At 68.7% G+C, this 13795-nt stretch carries 15 protein-coding genes; 7 read left to right on the plus strand and 8 right to left on the minus strand.

Features of this window, described 5'->3' with window-relative positions:
• Positions 1 to 4 precede the first annotated feature (4 nt).
• The gene (locus ACIA5H_RS29635; protein ID WP_379248984.1) at positions 5 to 706 is read left to right on the plus strand and encodes a GntR family transcriptional regulator; all 702 of its coding nucleotides are present in this window, start codon (positions 5 to 7) and stop codon (positions 704 to 706) included.
• Between the two features lie 4 nt (positions 707 to 710).
• Here ACIA5H_RS29635 and ACIA5H_RS29640 read toward each other — a convergent pair whose 3' ends face one another.
• On the minus strand, positions 711 to 1583 hold the full coding sequence (locus ACIA5H_RS29640) for an NERD domain-containing protein (protein ID WP_356962705.1): 873 nt from the start codon (positions 1581 to 1583) through the stop codon (positions 711 to 713).
• 228 nt (positions 1584 to 1811) lie between these two features.
• Here ACIA5H_RS29640 and ACIA5H_RS29645 point away from each other — a divergent pair, with 228 nt between their 5' ends.
• Positions 1812 to 2345, plus strand: a complete 534-nt coding sequence (locus ACIA5H_RS29645; RefSeq protein WP_355072125.1) for a carboxymuconolactone decarboxylase family protein — start codon at positions 1812 to 1814, stop codon at positions 2343 to 2345.
• On the opposite strand, the gene ACIA5H_RS29650 is transcribed toward ACIA5H_RS29645, so the two are convergent.
• Positions 2342 to 3118 (minus strand): TetR/AcrR family transcriptional regulator C-terminal domain-containing protein, encoded by a 777-nt coding sequence (locus tag ACIA5H_RS29650; protein WP_379248986.1) that lies wholly within the window; start codon positions 3116 to 3118, stop codon positions 2342 to 2344. The two genes, ACIA5H_RS29645 and ACIA5H_RS29650, sit on opposite strands and share 4 nt — an antisense overlap.
• A 127-nt stretch (positions 3119 to 3245) precedes the next feature.
• Here ACIA5H_RS29650 and ACIA5H_RS29655 point away from each other — a divergent pair, with 127 nt between their 5' ends.
• The gene (locus ACIA5H_RS29655; RefSeq protein ID WP_397078834.1) at positions 3246 to 3623 is read left to right on the plus strand and encodes a VOC family protein; all 378 of its coding nucleotides are present in this window, start codon (positions 3246 to 3248) and stop codon (positions 3621 to 3623) included.
• Positions 3624 to 3797: 174 nt separating this feature from the next.
• On the opposite strand, the gene ACIA5H_RS29660 is transcribed toward ACIA5H_RS29655, so the two are convergent.
• Positions 3798 to 4649, minus strand: coding sequence for an SDR family oxidoreductase (locus tag ACIA5H_RS29660; protein ID WP_356963472.1), 852 nt, complete (start codon positions 4647 to 4649; stop codon positions 3798 to 3800).
• A 96-nt stretch (positions 4650 to 4745) separates the two neighbouring features.
• On the opposite strand from ACIA5H_RS29660, the gene ACIA5H_RS29665 reads away from it, so the two are divergent.
• Positions 4746 to 5144 (plus strand): helix-turn-helix domain-containing protein, encoded by a 399-nt coding sequence (locus tag ACIA5H_RS29665; RefSeq protein WP_356962711.1) that lies wholly within the window; start codon positions 4746 to 4748, stop codon positions 5142 to 5144.
• A 36-nt stretch (positions 5145 to 5180) separates the two neighbouring features.
• Positions 5181 to 5609, plus strand: coding sequence for a PPOX class F420-dependent oxidoreductase (locus tag ACIA5H_RS29670; protein WP_379248990.1), 429 nt, complete (start codon positions 5181 to 5183; stop codon positions 5607 to 5609).
• A gap of 376 nt (positions 5610 to 5985) precedes the next feature.
• On the opposite strand, the gene ACIA5H_RS29675 is transcribed toward ACIA5H_RS29670, so the two are convergent.
• The 3 genes from ACIA5H_RS29675 to ACIA5H_RS29685 all read right to left on the minus strand — a co-directional run bounded on the left by ACIA5H_RS29675 (position 5986) and on the right by ACIA5H_RS29685 (position 9272).
• On the minus strand, positions 5986 to 6693 hold the full coding sequence (locus ACIA5H_RS29675) for a polysaccharide deacetylase family protein (RefSeq protein ID WP_355071729.1): 708 nt from the start codon (positions 6691 to 6693) through the stop codon (positions 5986 to 5988).
• Between the two features lie 127 nt (positions 6694 to 6820).
• Positions 6821 to 8224 carry a dihydrolipoyl dehydrogenase gene (lpdA, locus tag ACIA5H_RS29680; protein ID WP_355071727.1) on the minus strand — a complete coding sequence of 468 codons (1404 nt, stop codon included), beginning with the start codon at positions 8222 to 8224 and terminating at the stop codon, positions 6821 to 6823.
• 73 nt (positions 8225 to 8297) lie between these two features.
• Positions 8298 to 9272, minus strand: coding sequence for a dipeptidase (locus ACIA5H_RS29685; protein WP_397078838.1), 975 nt, complete (start codon positions 9270 to 9272; stop codon positions 8298 to 8300).
• Between the two features lie 222 nt (positions 9273 to 9494).
• On the opposite strand from ACIA5H_RS29685, the gene ACIA5H_RS29690 reads away from it, so the two are divergent.
• Complete coding sequence (locus ACIA5H_RS29690; RefSeq protein ID WP_379248996.1) at positions 9495 to 10037, plus strand: hypothetical protein; 543 nt, start codon at positions 9495 to 9497, stop codon at positions 10035 to 10037.
• Positions 10038 to 10070: 33 nt separating this feature from the next.
• Complete coding sequence (locus tag ACIA5H_RS29695) at positions 10071 to 12128, plus strand: prolyl oligopeptidase family protein (protein ID WP_379248998.1); 2058 nt, start codon at positions 10071 to 10073, stop codon at positions 12126 to 12128.
• A 21-nt stretch (positions 12129 to 12149) separates the two neighbouring features.
• On the opposite strand, the gene ACIA5H_RS29700 is transcribed toward ACIA5H_RS29695, so the two are convergent.
• Together ACIA5H_RS29700 and ACIA5H_RS29705 are read right to left on the minus strand one after the other, a co-directional pair.
• On the minus strand, positions 12150 to 13007 hold the full coding sequence (locus ACIA5H_RS29700; protein WP_356962720.1) for an alpha/beta fold hydrolase: 858 nt from the start codon (positions 13005 to 13007) through the stop codon (positions 12150 to 12152).
• A gap of 48 nt (positions 13008 to 13055) precedes the next feature.
• Positions 13056 to 13688, minus strand: a complete 633-nt coding sequence (locus tag ACIA5H_RS29705; RefSeq protein ID WP_355071720.1) for a TetR/AcrR family transcriptional regulator — start codon at positions 13686 to 13688, stop codon at positions 13056 to 13058.
• Between the last annotated feature and the right edge of the window lie 107 nt (positions 13689 to 13795).

Raw genomic sequence — 13795 nt, forward strand, 5'->3', positions numbered from 1 at the left:
CGCCGTGGCCCGCGACAGGGGCCGGATTCCGTTGCGCGAGCAGGTGTACGACTCGTTGCGCCGGGATCTGGCCACCGGAGCCATCGTGCCGACCGAACGGCTCGGCGAAGAACGCCTCGCCGAGGCGTACGGCGTGTCGCGCACGCCGGTGCGCGAGGCGCTGGCGCGACTGCAAGCGGACGGACTGGTCGAGCGGCTCGCCGACGGCCTCTACCCGTACCGTCCCCGGCTCGACGAACTCGATCACCTCTACGAGTTGCGGCTCGTACTGGAAGCCAGGGGCATGCAACGCGTGGCCCCGCCCGGCGAGGCGCCCACGCACGATCTGGATCTCGTGCGCACGGAACTCGACACCTGGCGCGCACTGCGCGACGCCCCACCCGAACCGGGCCCCGCGCTGGTGGCCGCCGACGAACACTTCCACACCACCCTGCTCGCAGCCGCGGGCAACGCCGCGCTCGCCGACGCGCTCACCGCCGTGCACGTCCGGGTGCGTCCGGTGCGCACGCTGGACATGCCGACTCCGGAACGCATCGCCACGATGACCGCCGAGCACATCGCGATCGCCGAACACCTGGTGTCCGGTGCGGTGGACGCGGCGTTGGCGACGCTCACCGCCCATATCGACACCTCGCGAACGCACGTGCTGGCCCGAGCGCAGTACGCCATGCGCCTGACCAAACTGGGCCGTGCCGTGCGGGATTGACCGTTCAGCAGTGCTGCTGGAAGGGGTAGCACTGGGTGGGCCGGTACGCCGGCGGCGACGGCGTCGGGCTCGTCGTGCCGGTCGCCGGGATCGGCTGGGCCGAATCGTGCGCCAACGCGGTGGCGATCACGCCGAGCACGAACAGGACCCCGACAACGGCGATCACGATGACGGACCAGCCCGCATAGGCCTGGCTTTTCGTCGCGACGCCCGCCGTCGGCTCGACTCGCGGCTTCGGTGTGCGCGGGATGGTGGTGACCGGTTCCGGCGCGTTCTCCTCGAAGCCCGCCTCGAGGAGCTCCGCGCGGGACGGCGCGATTTCCGCCAGGCCGAGCGCGCCGCACGCGCCGATCACCCGGTCCGCGGTCCAGTCGCGCGGTCCCGCGGAGAAACCCTCCAGGTAGATGCGTAGTTCGGTCGCGTCGGTGACATTCCCGACGACCACGTCCAACCCCGGACGCAGATTCGTGCGCGCCGGGCGCACCACGGCGCCGCGGAAGGGGACGAGCACGACGGCGCCGCTGATGTGTCCCGGGTCCTGCAACGCGCGCTGGAGCATGTGCTTGACCGCGTAGATGCCGTGTTCCACGCGCTCGGCGGGGCTTCCGTTCTCCGGGTCGTCCAGCTCCACCGGCGCGTCGCTGATCGTCCACGGCCCTTCGGCCGGTGTGCTCAGGATGCCGCTCTGCCTGCGCTGGAACCCGTGCACCTCCAGCACGGTCAACCCGCGCGGGGTCCACACCACCGCGTCGACACGCCGGTTGTCCGCCTCGAGATCTATCACGGCGAGGCCGGTCGTCGGATACGACCGCAGGCACGCGACGAATTCCCGCTCAGCGCCGGACAGCTCCGCTCCCGGCCTGATCCTCACCAGCATCTTTTCCCCTGACGACCTGTTGTCCACACCTGACGCCGCGGAAACGCGCTGCGGCCGCGGCGACCCGCACCGGTACTGATGATGACGGGGTACCCCGCTGAAAACCACTGGAAAGCAAAAGAATGGTGGCGCGCCGGGCGGGATACTGCCAAGTAGGCTCTCATCTCGGTCGGCACCGACGCCGGCCGCACAGACCACGCGGAGGTGGCAACCGGCATGGTTTCAGCGCTGCAACCACGCATCTCGCCCGGACGGCTCCGGGAACTCGGGGCGCTCAATTGGGTTGTCTGGCAGGTGCTCTCCCGCGCCGCGGGCACCCACGACGCCCATTTGTTCAGCACGCTGGGCCGCACCCGCGGCCTGTTCCGCGGTTGGCTGCACTTCTCGGGCAAGCTCATGCCAGGCGGGCGGCTGCCCCGCCACGAGTCCGAGCTGGTCATCATCCGGGTCGCACACCTGCGCGGGTGCGAGTACGAGATGGACCATCACATCCGGCTCGGCCGGCGCGCCGGGGTGACGAGCGAAATCCTGGAGCGGCTGCGCAAAGGCCCCGAGGCGGCGGAGTGGTCGGACAAGCACCGCGCGCTGCTGGCCGCCGTGGATCAGCTGGTGGAGACCCGTGACCTCGACGACGACACCTGGGCCGAGCTGGCGAAGCACTACGACGAGCGCAGCCTGATCGAGATCGTCCTGCTGATCAACCAATACGACGGGCTGGCCGCCACGATCACCGCCCTGCGCATCCAACGCGACGGCCTCTAGTCGGACGGGCCCTCGATACGGCGGGCCAGACCGTCCAGCACCAGCGTCAACCCGAACTCGTAGGCATGGTCGGCGCTGTAGGCGGCGTCGTGCGCCTGGCCCGCGGCCGTCCCGACGCGCGCGGCGAGCGGGTACCGCCGCGCGTCGAAGACCTGCGCCAGCACCGGCGCGGCCCGCTCCCACCACTGACCGTCGGACATGGCGCTGTCGGCCGCCGCCCGCGCGCTGTCGATGGCGATGCGGGCGACGGACGTGACGAAGCCGAGCACGAAGGTCAGAGCGGCGTCCATCGCCAGGTCGTCGAGGCCGAGGTCCGCGAAGGCCTCCAGCTCGTGGTCGTATTTCGCGGCGAGGCCAGGCCCGAGTGGTGGCCGGGTGGTCGGCAGATACGCCACCCACGGATGACGGGCCAGCAGGGCGCGGTTCTCGGCGGCGATCCGGGCGACCCGCTCGCGCCAGGGCAGACCGGTGAGGTCGGCGCGCTCCATCCGCGCGTACACCGTGTCCAGCATCAGGTCGATCAGTTCGGATTTGCCCGGCACATAGGTGTAGGTGGCCATGGGGGTCAGGCCGAGCCGGTTGGCGACCGCACGCATCGTGACCGCTGCGATTCCCTCCACGTCGGCGATCTCGATCGCGGCGGCGACGACCGCATCGACGCTGCTGCGCTGTTTCGGCCCCCGGCCGGTGCCCGGCTCCGACGGAATCCGCCACAGCAATTCCAGCGTGCGCACCGGGTCACCGGCGCCGCTGCGCTCCTTCGGCTGTCTCATCGCTCGCCTCCTCAACCGCCTCGCTTCCCGATGGTATCGATGTGACGCACCTCATAATGCGCGCCGCCCATCAACTCCGTACAAAGTACAGTGTACTTAGTACGGAGTTTTTCGCCGAGGAGGGCCCATGCACATCACCGCTTCCGCCATCTCGCTCAACGTCCGCGACCCGGCCGCCTCGGCGCGGTTCCTCGTCGAGCACCTCGGCTTCGAGGAGAAGATGTCGGCCGACGGGTTCGTCTCGCTTGACCGCGGCGACGCCGGACTGAATGTCATCTACCTGCGCACCGGACTGGCGAGCTTCAAACCGCGGAGCGCGGCGGGCAGCGCGGGCGAAGGCCTGCTCGTCGTCTTCGTCGTCGACGACATCGATGCCGAATACGCCCGGCTGCGAGCCGAGGGCGTGCCGATCGTGACGCCCATCGAAACCGAGGAGTGGGGCGAGCGGTACTTCCAGATGAGCGATCCGAACGGGATCATCATCCAATTGGTGCAGTGGGTCTGAGTTGGTTTTCCAGGCCTTCGGCGCTGGGTGTTCGCGGCCCCGTTGTGGCTCGCGTCCGAGCGACCGCCGCTGGCGACTTCGCCGCGGACGCGGCGGTCATTCGGATGCGAGCCGGGCCGCGAACAGCTCATGCCCGGTCTCGCTTCGCTCCTGCCCGGAGCGGCTCGGATGGCGTCAGGCGAGCGCAGCGCGGAAGACGTCGACGGCGGGAGTCGCCGGGCGGCCGAGCAGTCGCGCCAGGTCGCCGGAGCGGACGTCGAGGATGCCTTGTGCGATACCGGCGTCGGCGTCGGCGAGTGCCTCGGCGAACTGGGCGGGCAGTCCCGCCCCGGTCAAACCGGCCGCATAGTCGGCCTGCGGAAGGTTCTCGTAGCGCACCGGCTTGCCCGATGCCTCCGAGATCGCCTCGGCCAGTTCGGCATAGGTGAGCCGTTCGTCGCCGCCGAGTTCGTATACCCGGCCCGCGTGGCCGTCGGTGGTCAGCACCCGGGCGGCGGCTTCGGCGTAGTCTGCCCGCGCCGCGCCCGCCACGCGACCTTCACCCGCCGCGCCGTGCAGCACGCCGGACTCCACCGCGTGCGCCAGACCGCCCAGGTAGTTCTCCCAGTACCACCCGTTGCGCAGCACTGTGTGTGGCACAGCCGATTCGGCGAGCACCGCTTCGGTGCCCTTGTGTTCCTGCGCGAGAATGAGCGGATTGTCGGTCGCGCCGGGAATGCTGGTGTAGGCGAGCAATTCCACACCGGCCCGCTCAGCGGCGCGAATGACGTTGGTGTGCTGCGCCACGCGCGCGCCGAACTCGTTACCGGAGACCAGCAGCACCCGGTCGACACCCGCGAGCGCCCGGTCCAGCGCGGCCGCGTCGTCGTAGTCGGCCTGCCGGACGTCCACGCCACGTTCGGCCAGGTCGGCCACCTTCGCCGGGTCGCGCACGATCGCCACGACCGGTGTCGATCCCACCTTCAACAGCGCGTCCACTACGAGCCGGCCGAGCTGTCCACTGGCCCCGGTCACCGCGACGGTCATGACTACCTCCAAGTTCGGCATGTTCGAATAGCACTAACTATTCGTAAGCACTATGCACCTTGTAGCCACTATGGTCAAGTTGGGTACTATCGAAGTATGTCCACCCAGCGCATTGCCTCGGCGGACGCCGACGATCCCACGCTGGAAGCCGACGTCTTCGCCCGGAACTGCACGTCGCGGCCGGTCCTGCAGAACGTCGCCAGTCGTTGGGGCACGCTGGCGCTGGTCGCGCTGCGCGAGGGGCCGTACCGGTTCAGCGCCTTGCGGCGGCGGGTCGACGGCGTCAGCGAGCGCATGCTGTCGCAGACCCTGCAGGCCCTGGAACGCGACGGCATGGTGCACCGCGAGGTGCAGGAAACCATTCCGCCCCGGGTCGAGTACACCCTCACCGACCTGGGTGTCGAGGTGGCCGACCGCTTGGAGGCGCTCATCCGGGTACTGGAAACCAACATGCCGCGCGTGCGCGAGGCGCAGGCCGCCTACCACCGCGACTGACGGGAAGAGACCAGCGTCACCGCGGGTTACACGGGCATGGAACTCGCCGCCGCAGTCGATTTCGCCCGCGACCACCGCAGGTCCGTGCTCACCACGATCCGCCGCAACGGACGACCGCAACTGTCCAACGTGCTGCACGTCGTGGGCGCGGATGGCCGCATTCGCATCTCCATCACCGCCGACCGGGCGAAGTACTACAACCTCGTCCGGGACCCGTGGGCGGCGCTGCACGTGACCCGCGACGATTTCTTCGCGTATGCCGTCCTCGAAGGCACGGTCGAACTCACCCCCGTCGCCGCCGAGCCGGACGACCCCACCGTCGACGCACTCGTCGACTACTACCGCACCGCCACCGGCGAGCACCCGGACTGGGACGAATACCGCAACGCGATGGTCACCGACCGCCGCGCCTTGGTGCTGTTCACCCCGACTCACGCCTACGGCATGCTCCCGGCCGCCGGGTAGCCGAACGAATCCTGCGCCACGAACACCGACGCTCCGGCGCATCGCCTCCGTCGGCGCCTGCGGCCGCGCGGGCATAGCCCACTTGCCCCGCACAAGGCGAAGCACGGCGGCCCGTCCGGCTGAGAGCCGGGCCGAGAGCGCCCACGACTGGGTGGCCAGAACAGACGCCGGATCGGGGCGTGGGCGCGCGTAGCAGTAGCGGATACGCCGTGCCCCGCCCCACCTCGCGGCGGCTGATGCGCACCGCCGACCGGACCTCGCCGCGCCGACCGATCGGCCCCGGCTCCCGGTCGGCGCGGGCTGCGAAATCCGCCGTCGCCCAGCAGCCCCGCGCTCCGACCGCCGTCGACGACGGCCGTGCGCCGGGCCGTTCGGATCAGCGGGACATGAGATCGGACACCGTGACGAATTGGTATCCCGCGGCACGCAATTCGGTGACGATGCGCGGGATGGCGGCGATCGAGGGCTCGGCGTTGCCGTGCATGACATGCAGCAGAACGATCGACCCGGGGCGGACCTTGCCGAGCGTCTCGGCGACGATGTCGTCCGCGGTAACGCCGGCCCGGCCGGAATCGGGCTCGACGTCCCAGGTCACGGTGACGCGGTCGTGCTCGGCGAGGTAATGCGGCAGCACCCACAACTTCTTGCCGTAAGGCGGACGGAAGGTGATCGGGCCCACGTAGCCCGTCTGCATGATCTCGGCGTCCGTGCGCTCCACTTCGTCACGGACCGTGCCGGGCGTCACGAAGACCATCCGCCGATGCGAATAGGTGTGATTGCCGATCTCGTGGCCCGCCGCGGCGATCGCCCGGCCGTACTCCGGGTGTTCGGCGAGATCACGCCCGTTCAGGTAGAAGGTCGCCGGAACCTGCGCGTCGGCGAGGACTTTCAGCACCTCGGGCGCGCGATCGGACGGCCCGTCGTCCAAGGTCAGCGCGACTACCCGCGCGTCGGTATCCACCCGGCTGACCACGTGACCGGCCAACTGGAAGGTGCGCGCCTTCATCAGGTAGAAGGTGCCCGTCCCCAGCAGCACCACCACGACGAGCACCGGCACACTTCCGATCAGCCACCTGCGAAACATGCACGCTGTATAGCAGAACGCTCGCACCGATGCCGACCGCCGACGGCCCTACCTGCGCGGAAACCTTTGCCGGACAGCGAAAAAGGGCGTGCGATCATCGACCGCACGCCCTTTCGACGCGAAGGGATCAGAAGTTGATCATGTGGCCGGCCAAGCCGTGGAAGGCTTCCTGGAGGGCCTCGCTGAGCGTCGGGTGAGTGTGGACGTTGCGGGTCAGCTCGTTGACCGTCAGGTCCCACTTCTGCGCGAGGGTGAGTTCGGGCAGCAGTTCGGAGACGTCCGGGCCGATGAGGTGCCCGCCGATCAGCTCGCCGTACTTGGCGTCGGCGACGAGCTTGACGAAACCGGTCGGGTCGCCGAGGCCGTGGGCCTTGCCGTTCGCGGTGAACGGGAAGGTCGCGACCTTCACGTCGTAGCCCTCGTCACGGGCCTGCTGCTCGGTCAGGCCGAAGCTGGCGACCTGCGGCTGGCAGAAGGTGGCGCGCGGCATCATCCGGTAGTCGCCGAGGGGAACGGTCTCCGCACCCGCGATGGTCTCGGCCGCGACCACGCCTTGGGCCTCCGCGACGTGCGCGAGCTGCAGTTTCCCGGTGACGTCGCCGATCGCGTAGATGTGCGGCACGTTGGTGCGCATGTAGTCGTCGATCCCGATCGCGCCCCGGTCGGTGACCACGACGCCCGTGGTCTCCAGGCCGTAGCCGTCGACGCGCGGGGCGAAGCCGACGGCCTGCAGCACCTTGTCCACGGTGACGGTCTCGATCGACCCGGTCTTGTTGTCCTTGATCGCGACGGTGACCTTGGCGCCGTCGTCCTCGATGGACTGCACGGCCGCACCGGTGGTGATGGTGATGCCGAGCTTCTTGTACTGCTTGGTGATCTCCTTGGAGACGTCCGCGTCCTCGTTCGGCAACGCGCGATCGAGGAACTCCACGATGCGCACGTCGACGCCGTAGTTCTTCAGGACGTAGCCGAACTCCATGCCGATCGCGCCGGCGCCGACGATGAGGATCGAGCCGGGCAGGTCACGGGTGAGGATCTGCTCCTCGTAGGTGACCACGTTGGCGCTGAGCTGAGTGCCGGGCAGCAGCTTGGTGACGGTACCCGCCGCGATGATCGCGTTGTCGAAGGTGATCGACTCGGTGCCGCCCTTGGTGAGCTCGACCGAGAGCGAGTTCGGGCCGGTGAAGGTGCCCTTGCCGTCGAACTCGTCGATCTTGTTCTTCTTCATCAGGAAGTGGACGCCCTTGACCCGGCCGTCGGCGACCTTGCGGCTGCGGTCGAAGGCGACCCCGAAGTCGAAGTTCACCTCACCGGAGATGCCGAAGGTCTTCGCCTCCTTGGTGAAGATGTGGGCGAGCTCGGCGTTGCGCAGCAGCGCCTTGGACGGGATGCAGCCGACGTTGAGGCACACACCACCCCAGTATTTCTGCTCGACGATCGCTGTTCGCAGGCCGAGTTGAGCGGCGCGGATCGCGGCGACGTATCCGCCGGGACCAGCGCCGAGAACGACGACATCGTAGTGGGAAGTCACGACCCGAGCCTAACTCCGCAGCGGGTAGTTCACCCACCCATCCCCCACCACAGTGAGGCGTGGGCCACACCCATCAGCTACGCCAGACCTGACGGGCGACGCGGCGGAAGTTTTCACCGAAGATCGCGGCTCGGTCGGCGGAGGTGAAGCCGCGCCGGGAGAGGGCCGCGTCGAGGGTGGGGACTTCGGAGGGGCCGAGGAGGTCTTCGGGTGGAGTCCAGTGGAGGGGCCCCCATTGGGTGTACGCCTCGGAGAAGGCCTCGGGGTTCTGCTGTAGTTCGGCGTTGAAGTCGTCGGCGTCGAAGGAGTAGTCCGAACCTATGCCGATGTGTTCGATCCCGACGAGCTCGACGCCGTACTCGATGTGGCGGGCCATCGCCGCGATCCGCTCGGCGCGCTCGTGGGGCGCGTTGCGGCCGAGGAAGATGCCGACGCCGTTGATGCCGATGACACCGCCGGTCGCGGCGCAGGCGCGCGCTTGGTCGTCGGTGATGTTGCGCGGATGGTCCCACAGCGCGGCGAAATTGGAGTGGCTGTAGATCATCGGGACGACGCTCAGCTCGGCCAGCTCCAGCCCGGTGCGCCGGGAACAGTGCGAACCGTCGGCGAACATGCCGACTTCGTTCAACGCGTGAACGAGATCGCGCCCGTAACCGGTGAGCCCGGTGTCCTCGGTGTCCAGGCAGCCGCAGCCCGCGGCGTTGGCGTGGTTGTAGGCGGGCAGCAACGACCGCACGCCGAGGTCGTAGAAGCGAGCGACGTTGTCCAGGTCGCCGCCCAGCGGCCCGGCATCCTCCAGATCGAAGGCCAGCGCGATGGTGTCCGCGGCCCCGATGTCCGCCACGGTCTCGACGAGGCGGAACCGACCGTCCGCCATGGCATCCCGGCGGAATCGATCCAGCAGCGCCATGGAGTCCGCGGTCGATTGCCGGGAGTAGCCGACGTTCACCGACAGATACGATCCGGCCGGGTAGCGCGCGAGGTCGCCGATGCGCGCGGCGGGCGACAGCGGCAGACAGCAGTGCTGTTCCCAGAGAAAGGGTGGCAACCTCGAACCTCCTGGTCGGATCCAGCCTCGGAGCAGCGATCCTACTGTTGGCGCCGAGCGAGCACAGGCGCGCAGCGAACGCCGAGCCGCCGTGCCGCCGCGCCGTGACCGAGTTGCCGCGACCGCCAACACTTTTCGCCCTCATCCGCCGGTAACGAGGCATCCACCTGGACCGATGCATGTTATACATCAATCCCTCCTGTGCCCGAAGGCGGTGCGACCATGCGTCGCTTGCTTCTCCTGTTCGTCTCCTTCGTGACCCTCGCCGGTCTTTTCGTCGCCCCCGCCCCGGCTTCCGCCGCCCCGGAGTGCGCCTCCGGCTGGGGTTCGATACCCAAGGTGAGCCGAGCCCGGACGCTCACGCCGCTGACCGGGATCCGCGCCGGACGGCACGACTGCTTCGACCGCTTGGTACTCGACATCGCCGGTCCGGTGACCGGTTATCACGTCGGCTACGTCGAGCGAGTGGTCATGGATGGCTCGGGCGCACCCGTCGCGCTGCGCGGCGGCGCGTTCCTGAGCATCGCCGTCTACGCCCCGGCCTACGACGACGCGTTCAGCCCCACCTACACCCCCGCGAATCGGGCCGAACTCGCCGACGTGCGGGACTACCGGACCTTCCGCCAGGTGGCCTGGGCCGGTTCCTTCGAAGGTCAGACCACCGTCGGATTGGGCACGCGCGCGCGATTGCCGTTCCAGGTGTCCACCCTGGCCGGGCCGGGCAGCGGATCGCGCATCGTGATCGATGTAGCGCACTCCTGGTGACCCCGCGCCGCGCGGCTCGGCAACAATGTGGGGATGAGCGGCGTTGAGCGGAATGTGACCGATCCCTACCTCTGGCTGGAAGAAGTGACCGGCGAGCGCGCTCTGGACTGGGCTCGCGCGCACAACACGGTCGTGCACGCCCGGTTCGCCGACTCCGATCGCTTCCGCGACCTGGAGCGGCGCATCCTCGACATGCTCGACACCGACACCAAGATCGCCTACCCGTCCCGCCGCGGCCCCTGGCTCTACAACTTCTGGCGGGACGCCCAGCACCCGCGCGGCCTCTGGCGGCGCACCACGTTCGCCGAGTACGCCGAGGACGCGCCGGACTGGGACGTGCTGATCGACCTGGACGCGGTGGCCGCCGACGAGGACGAGAACTGGGTGTGGGGCGGCGCGGCGGTGCTGCGCCCGGAACAGTCCCGCGCGCTGATCAGCCTGTCGCGCGGCGGCGCGGACGCGAAGGTGGTCCGCGAGTTCGACATGGAGCGCAGGGTGTTCCTCGATCCGGCCGATGGCGGGTTCTTCCTGCCCGAGGCCAAGTCGGAGATCCGCTGGATCGACATCGACTCGGTGTACGTGGGCACCGACTTCGGCCCCGGCACACTGACCGATTCGGGATATCCGCGCATCGCGAAACGCTGGCGGCGCGGTACCGCGCTGGAGGAGGCGACCACCGTCTTCGAGGGCGAGAGCGGCGATGTCGCCGTCTCGGCGGGTTACGACCGCACGCCGGGTTACGAACGGCACTACGTCGGCCGCGCCACCGACTTCTTCAACGAAGAGGTCTACCTGTTGGAGGACGACGGCGCCCTGCGGCACCTCGACATCCCCACCGACGCCAGTGAGTCCTGGTACAAGGACTGGCTGCTGGTGCGGCTGAAGTCGCCGTGGGAGGTCGGCGGCAGGAGTTATCCCGCGGGCGCGCTGCTGGCCATCGACTTCGAGAAGTTCCTCTCCGGCGCACGGGAATTCGAGGTGATCTTCACCCCGGACGCGCACACCTCGCTGCACGGCTACGGCTGGACCGAGAACCATCTGCTGCTGGTCACGCTCGAGGACGTGCAGACCAAGCTCTACGTGCTGACGCCGGGATCCGACGGCTGGCGCCGCGAGCCGCTTGCCGATACCCCGCCGATGGCCACCACCAGCGTCCTCAATCTCGACCCGCTGGAGAGCGGCGACGAGTTCATGCTCAACACCAGCGGCTTCACCACCCCGGCGACGCTGCTGGCCAGTGCCGTCGGTGGGCGCACCGAGCGGCTCAAACAGGAACCCGGATTCTTCGACGCCGACGGGGTGGAGACCGAGCAGTTCTTCGCCACATCCGACGACGGCACGCCGGTGCCGTACTTCGTGATCCGCCATCGCGACCGGAAGGACGCGCCGGGGCCGACGGTGATGTCCGGCTACGGCGGTTTCGAAGTGTCCCGAACCCCCGCATACAGCGGCGCGTCCGGCATGGGCTGGTTGGAGCGCGGCGGGACGTGGGTGATGACGAACATCCGTGGCGGCGGCGAGTACGGACCGCAGTGGCACACCTCGGTGCAGAAAGCGAACCGGCACAAGGTTTACGAGGACTTCTCCTCGATCGCGAAAGACCTCGTCGCGCGCGGTATCACCACCGCGGACCAGCTCGGCGCGGTGGGCGGCAGCAACGGCGGACTGCTCATGGGTGTGATGCTGACCCGCTACCCCGAATTGTTCGGCGCCATCGTCTGCCAGGTGCCGCTGCTGGACATGAAGCGCTACCACCTGCTGCTCGCGGGCGCTTCGTGGATGGCCGAGTACGGCGACCCGGACAAGCCGGAGGAATGGGAGTACATCGGCAAGTACTCGCCCTACCAGAACGCGCGCGCCGACCGCGCCTACCCGCCGATCCTGCTCACTACCTCGACCAGGGACGACCGGGTGCACCCCGGCCATGCCCGCAAGATGGCCGCCCTGCTCGAGGAGCAGGGCCACGAGTTCTGGTACCACGAGAACATCGAAGGCGGCCACGGCGGCGCGGCCGACAACAAGCAGTCGGCCTTCCAGGCGGCGCTGATCTACGAGTTCTTCACCCAGATGCTGATCGAACGACGCGGCTGACGGATCGACGCGGAGCAACGCTCAGCGGTCGCGCAACCACTTCTCGATCTGGTCGACGGTGCTGGTGTACTGCCGGATCCAACCGTTGTGACCTAACGGTTCCGGCTGGCGCCAGCGCGTCACCTCCGCGTTGGGCAGTTTCTCCAGCAGGTGCTCGGCGGAGCTGGGCGGGGTGAGGTCGTCGCCGGTGATCGTGATGGACAGCACCGGGAGTTTCAGCCGCGCGATGCGCTCCTCGTAGTCGATGTCCGCGCCGACCGGAACGAACCTGCCGGTGCGCGCCAGCCGGGCCCAGTCGGAGATCAGCACTTTGGACTGGCGGCCGAAACCCATCGAGACACGGTCACCGGGCCAGAAGCCGGCCAGGTTGGCCGTCAGCGAGATCGCCGCGGTGCCGACCAGCATGCCCGGACCCGAAAGTCCCCGATAGCCACGGTAATAGGGGGTGCCGGAGGCGACCAGGATCAGCCCGCCGAGCCTGCCACGGACGCGCGCGGCGTACATGACGCCGAGCTGGCCGCCCATGCTGTGACCGAGCAGGTACGGCGTGCTGTCCGGGAACTGCTCGCGGACCACCTCGAAGATCGCCGGGAAGTCCACCGAGACCAGTTCGTGGTAGCCGAAAGTACTGGCGGAGCTCGGCTTCGGCCTGCTGTCGCCGTTGCCGCGCAGCTCGCCGATGGCCACGTCGAACCCGCGCGCGGCCAGTCCCGAGGCGAACAGTTCGTAGTAGCCCCCCGGAACGCCGAGCCCGGGCACGATCACCAGCACCGGTCGCGGCGTGTCCGGACCCACCGCGTGCCGGTGCGGGCCCCCGGCGGGGATCAACCGCACCGGGACCGTTGTGCCGTCCGGCATCTGGATCGGAACTGTTTGCATCCCCGCACGTTACCGTGCTCATCGCGCCCGATCCCGCAGGCCGGGACGCTATGCGCGGACCGCGCCGATGATCACCCTGCTGAGCACCCGGATCACGTCGTCGAGCGGCGGGCGCGGCTCCGCGCCGCTCCACGAGTCGACCACATAGTTGACACCGCCGATGATGGCGAGCATCCGCATTTCGTAGTCGCCCGCGGGTATCTCACCGTGCAGGGCGGCGTCTTCGGCGGCGCCGGCCAGCAGCGAACCCCACTCCCGGCGCACCGCGAGACGGAACTTTTCCACCTTCGGGCCCGCGCCGACCACTTCCACCAGGGCGACGCGCGCCTTGCGCGGATCGGAACCGATGGATTCGACGTAGGCGCGAACCGCGGCGTCGATGACGTCCAGGGCCTTCGCGCCGGACTTCGCGTCCAACGCCTTCTTCACGGCGTCCCGCGACTCCCGGTCGATCTGCTCGTACAGCTCTAGGAGCAGGGACTCGCGGCCGGTGAACTCCTCGTAGAACTGTCGCGAGGAGAGTCCGGCGTCCTTGCATATGGCGCCGACCGAACTGTTGGCGTAGCCGTCCCGCGCGAAGACCGTCAGGCCTGACTCCAGAAAACGCGCACGCCGCTGACGTTGCCGGTCCTCCACGGGTTGCCCGGCATACATTCGACCCGTATTCGCATCCTGTGACATTGGGGCAGACAATACAGAAGGGCCCGAACTCATCGTCACGGATCGGGCCCTTCGTTACAACCCTCGACCAATCTATGGTTAGCCGAAAGTTGGCTGAGCAGTTGCTA

It is taken from the genome of Nocardia sp. NPDC051900, assembly GCF_044452545.1.
GTDB classification, from domain to species: Bacteria; Actinomycetota; Actinomycetes; order Mycobacteriales; family Mycobacteriaceae; genus Nocardia; species Nocardia sichangensis.

Coding starts and splice junctions, on each gene's coding strand:
- ACIA5H_RS29705 (WP_355071720.1), bottom strand. CDS start 13,688: ATGTCACAGGATGCGAATACGGGTCGAATGTATGCCGGGCAACCCGTG.
- ACIA5H_RS29670 (WP_379248990.1), top strand. CDS start 5,181: ATGGAACTCGCCGCCGCAGTCGATTTCGCCCGCGACCACCGCAGGTCC.
- ACIA5H_RS29655 (WP_397078834.1), top strand. CDS start 3,246: ATGCACATCACCGCTTCCGCCATCTCGCTCAACGTCCGCGACCCGGCC.
- ACIA5H_RS29700 (WP_356962720.1), bottom strand. CDS start 13,007: ATGCAAACAGTTCCGATCCAGATGCCGGACGGCACAACGGTCCCGGTG.
- ACIA5H_RS29695 (WP_379248998.1), top strand. CDS start 10,071: ATGAGCGGCGTTGAGCGGAATGTGACCGATCCCTACCTCTGGCTGGAA.
- ACIA5H_RS29675 (WP_355071729.1), bottom strand. CDS start 6,693: ATGTTTCGCAGGTGGCTGATCGGAAGTGTGCCGGTGCTCGTCGTGGTG.
- ACIA5H_RS29660 (WP_356963472.1), bottom strand. CDS start 4,649: ATGACCGTCGCGGTGACCGGGGCCAGTGGACAGCTCGGCCGGCTCGTA.
- ACIA5H_RS29665 (WP_356962711.1), top strand. CDS start 4,746: ATGTCCACCCAGCGCATTGCCTCGGCGGACGCCGACGATCCCACGCTG.
- ACIA5H_RS29640 (WP_356962705.1), bottom strand. CDS start 1,583: ATGCTGGTGAGGATCAGGCCGGGAGCGGAGCTGTCCGGCGCTGAGCGG.
- ACIA5H_RS29690 (WP_379248996.1), top strand. CDS start 9,495: ATGCGTCGCTTGCTTCTCCTGTTCGTCTCCTTCGTGACCCTCGCCGGT.
- ACIA5H_RS29650 (WP_379248986.1), bottom strand. CDS start 3,118: ATGAGACAGCCGAAGGAGCGCAGCGGCGCCGGTGACCCGGTGCGCACG.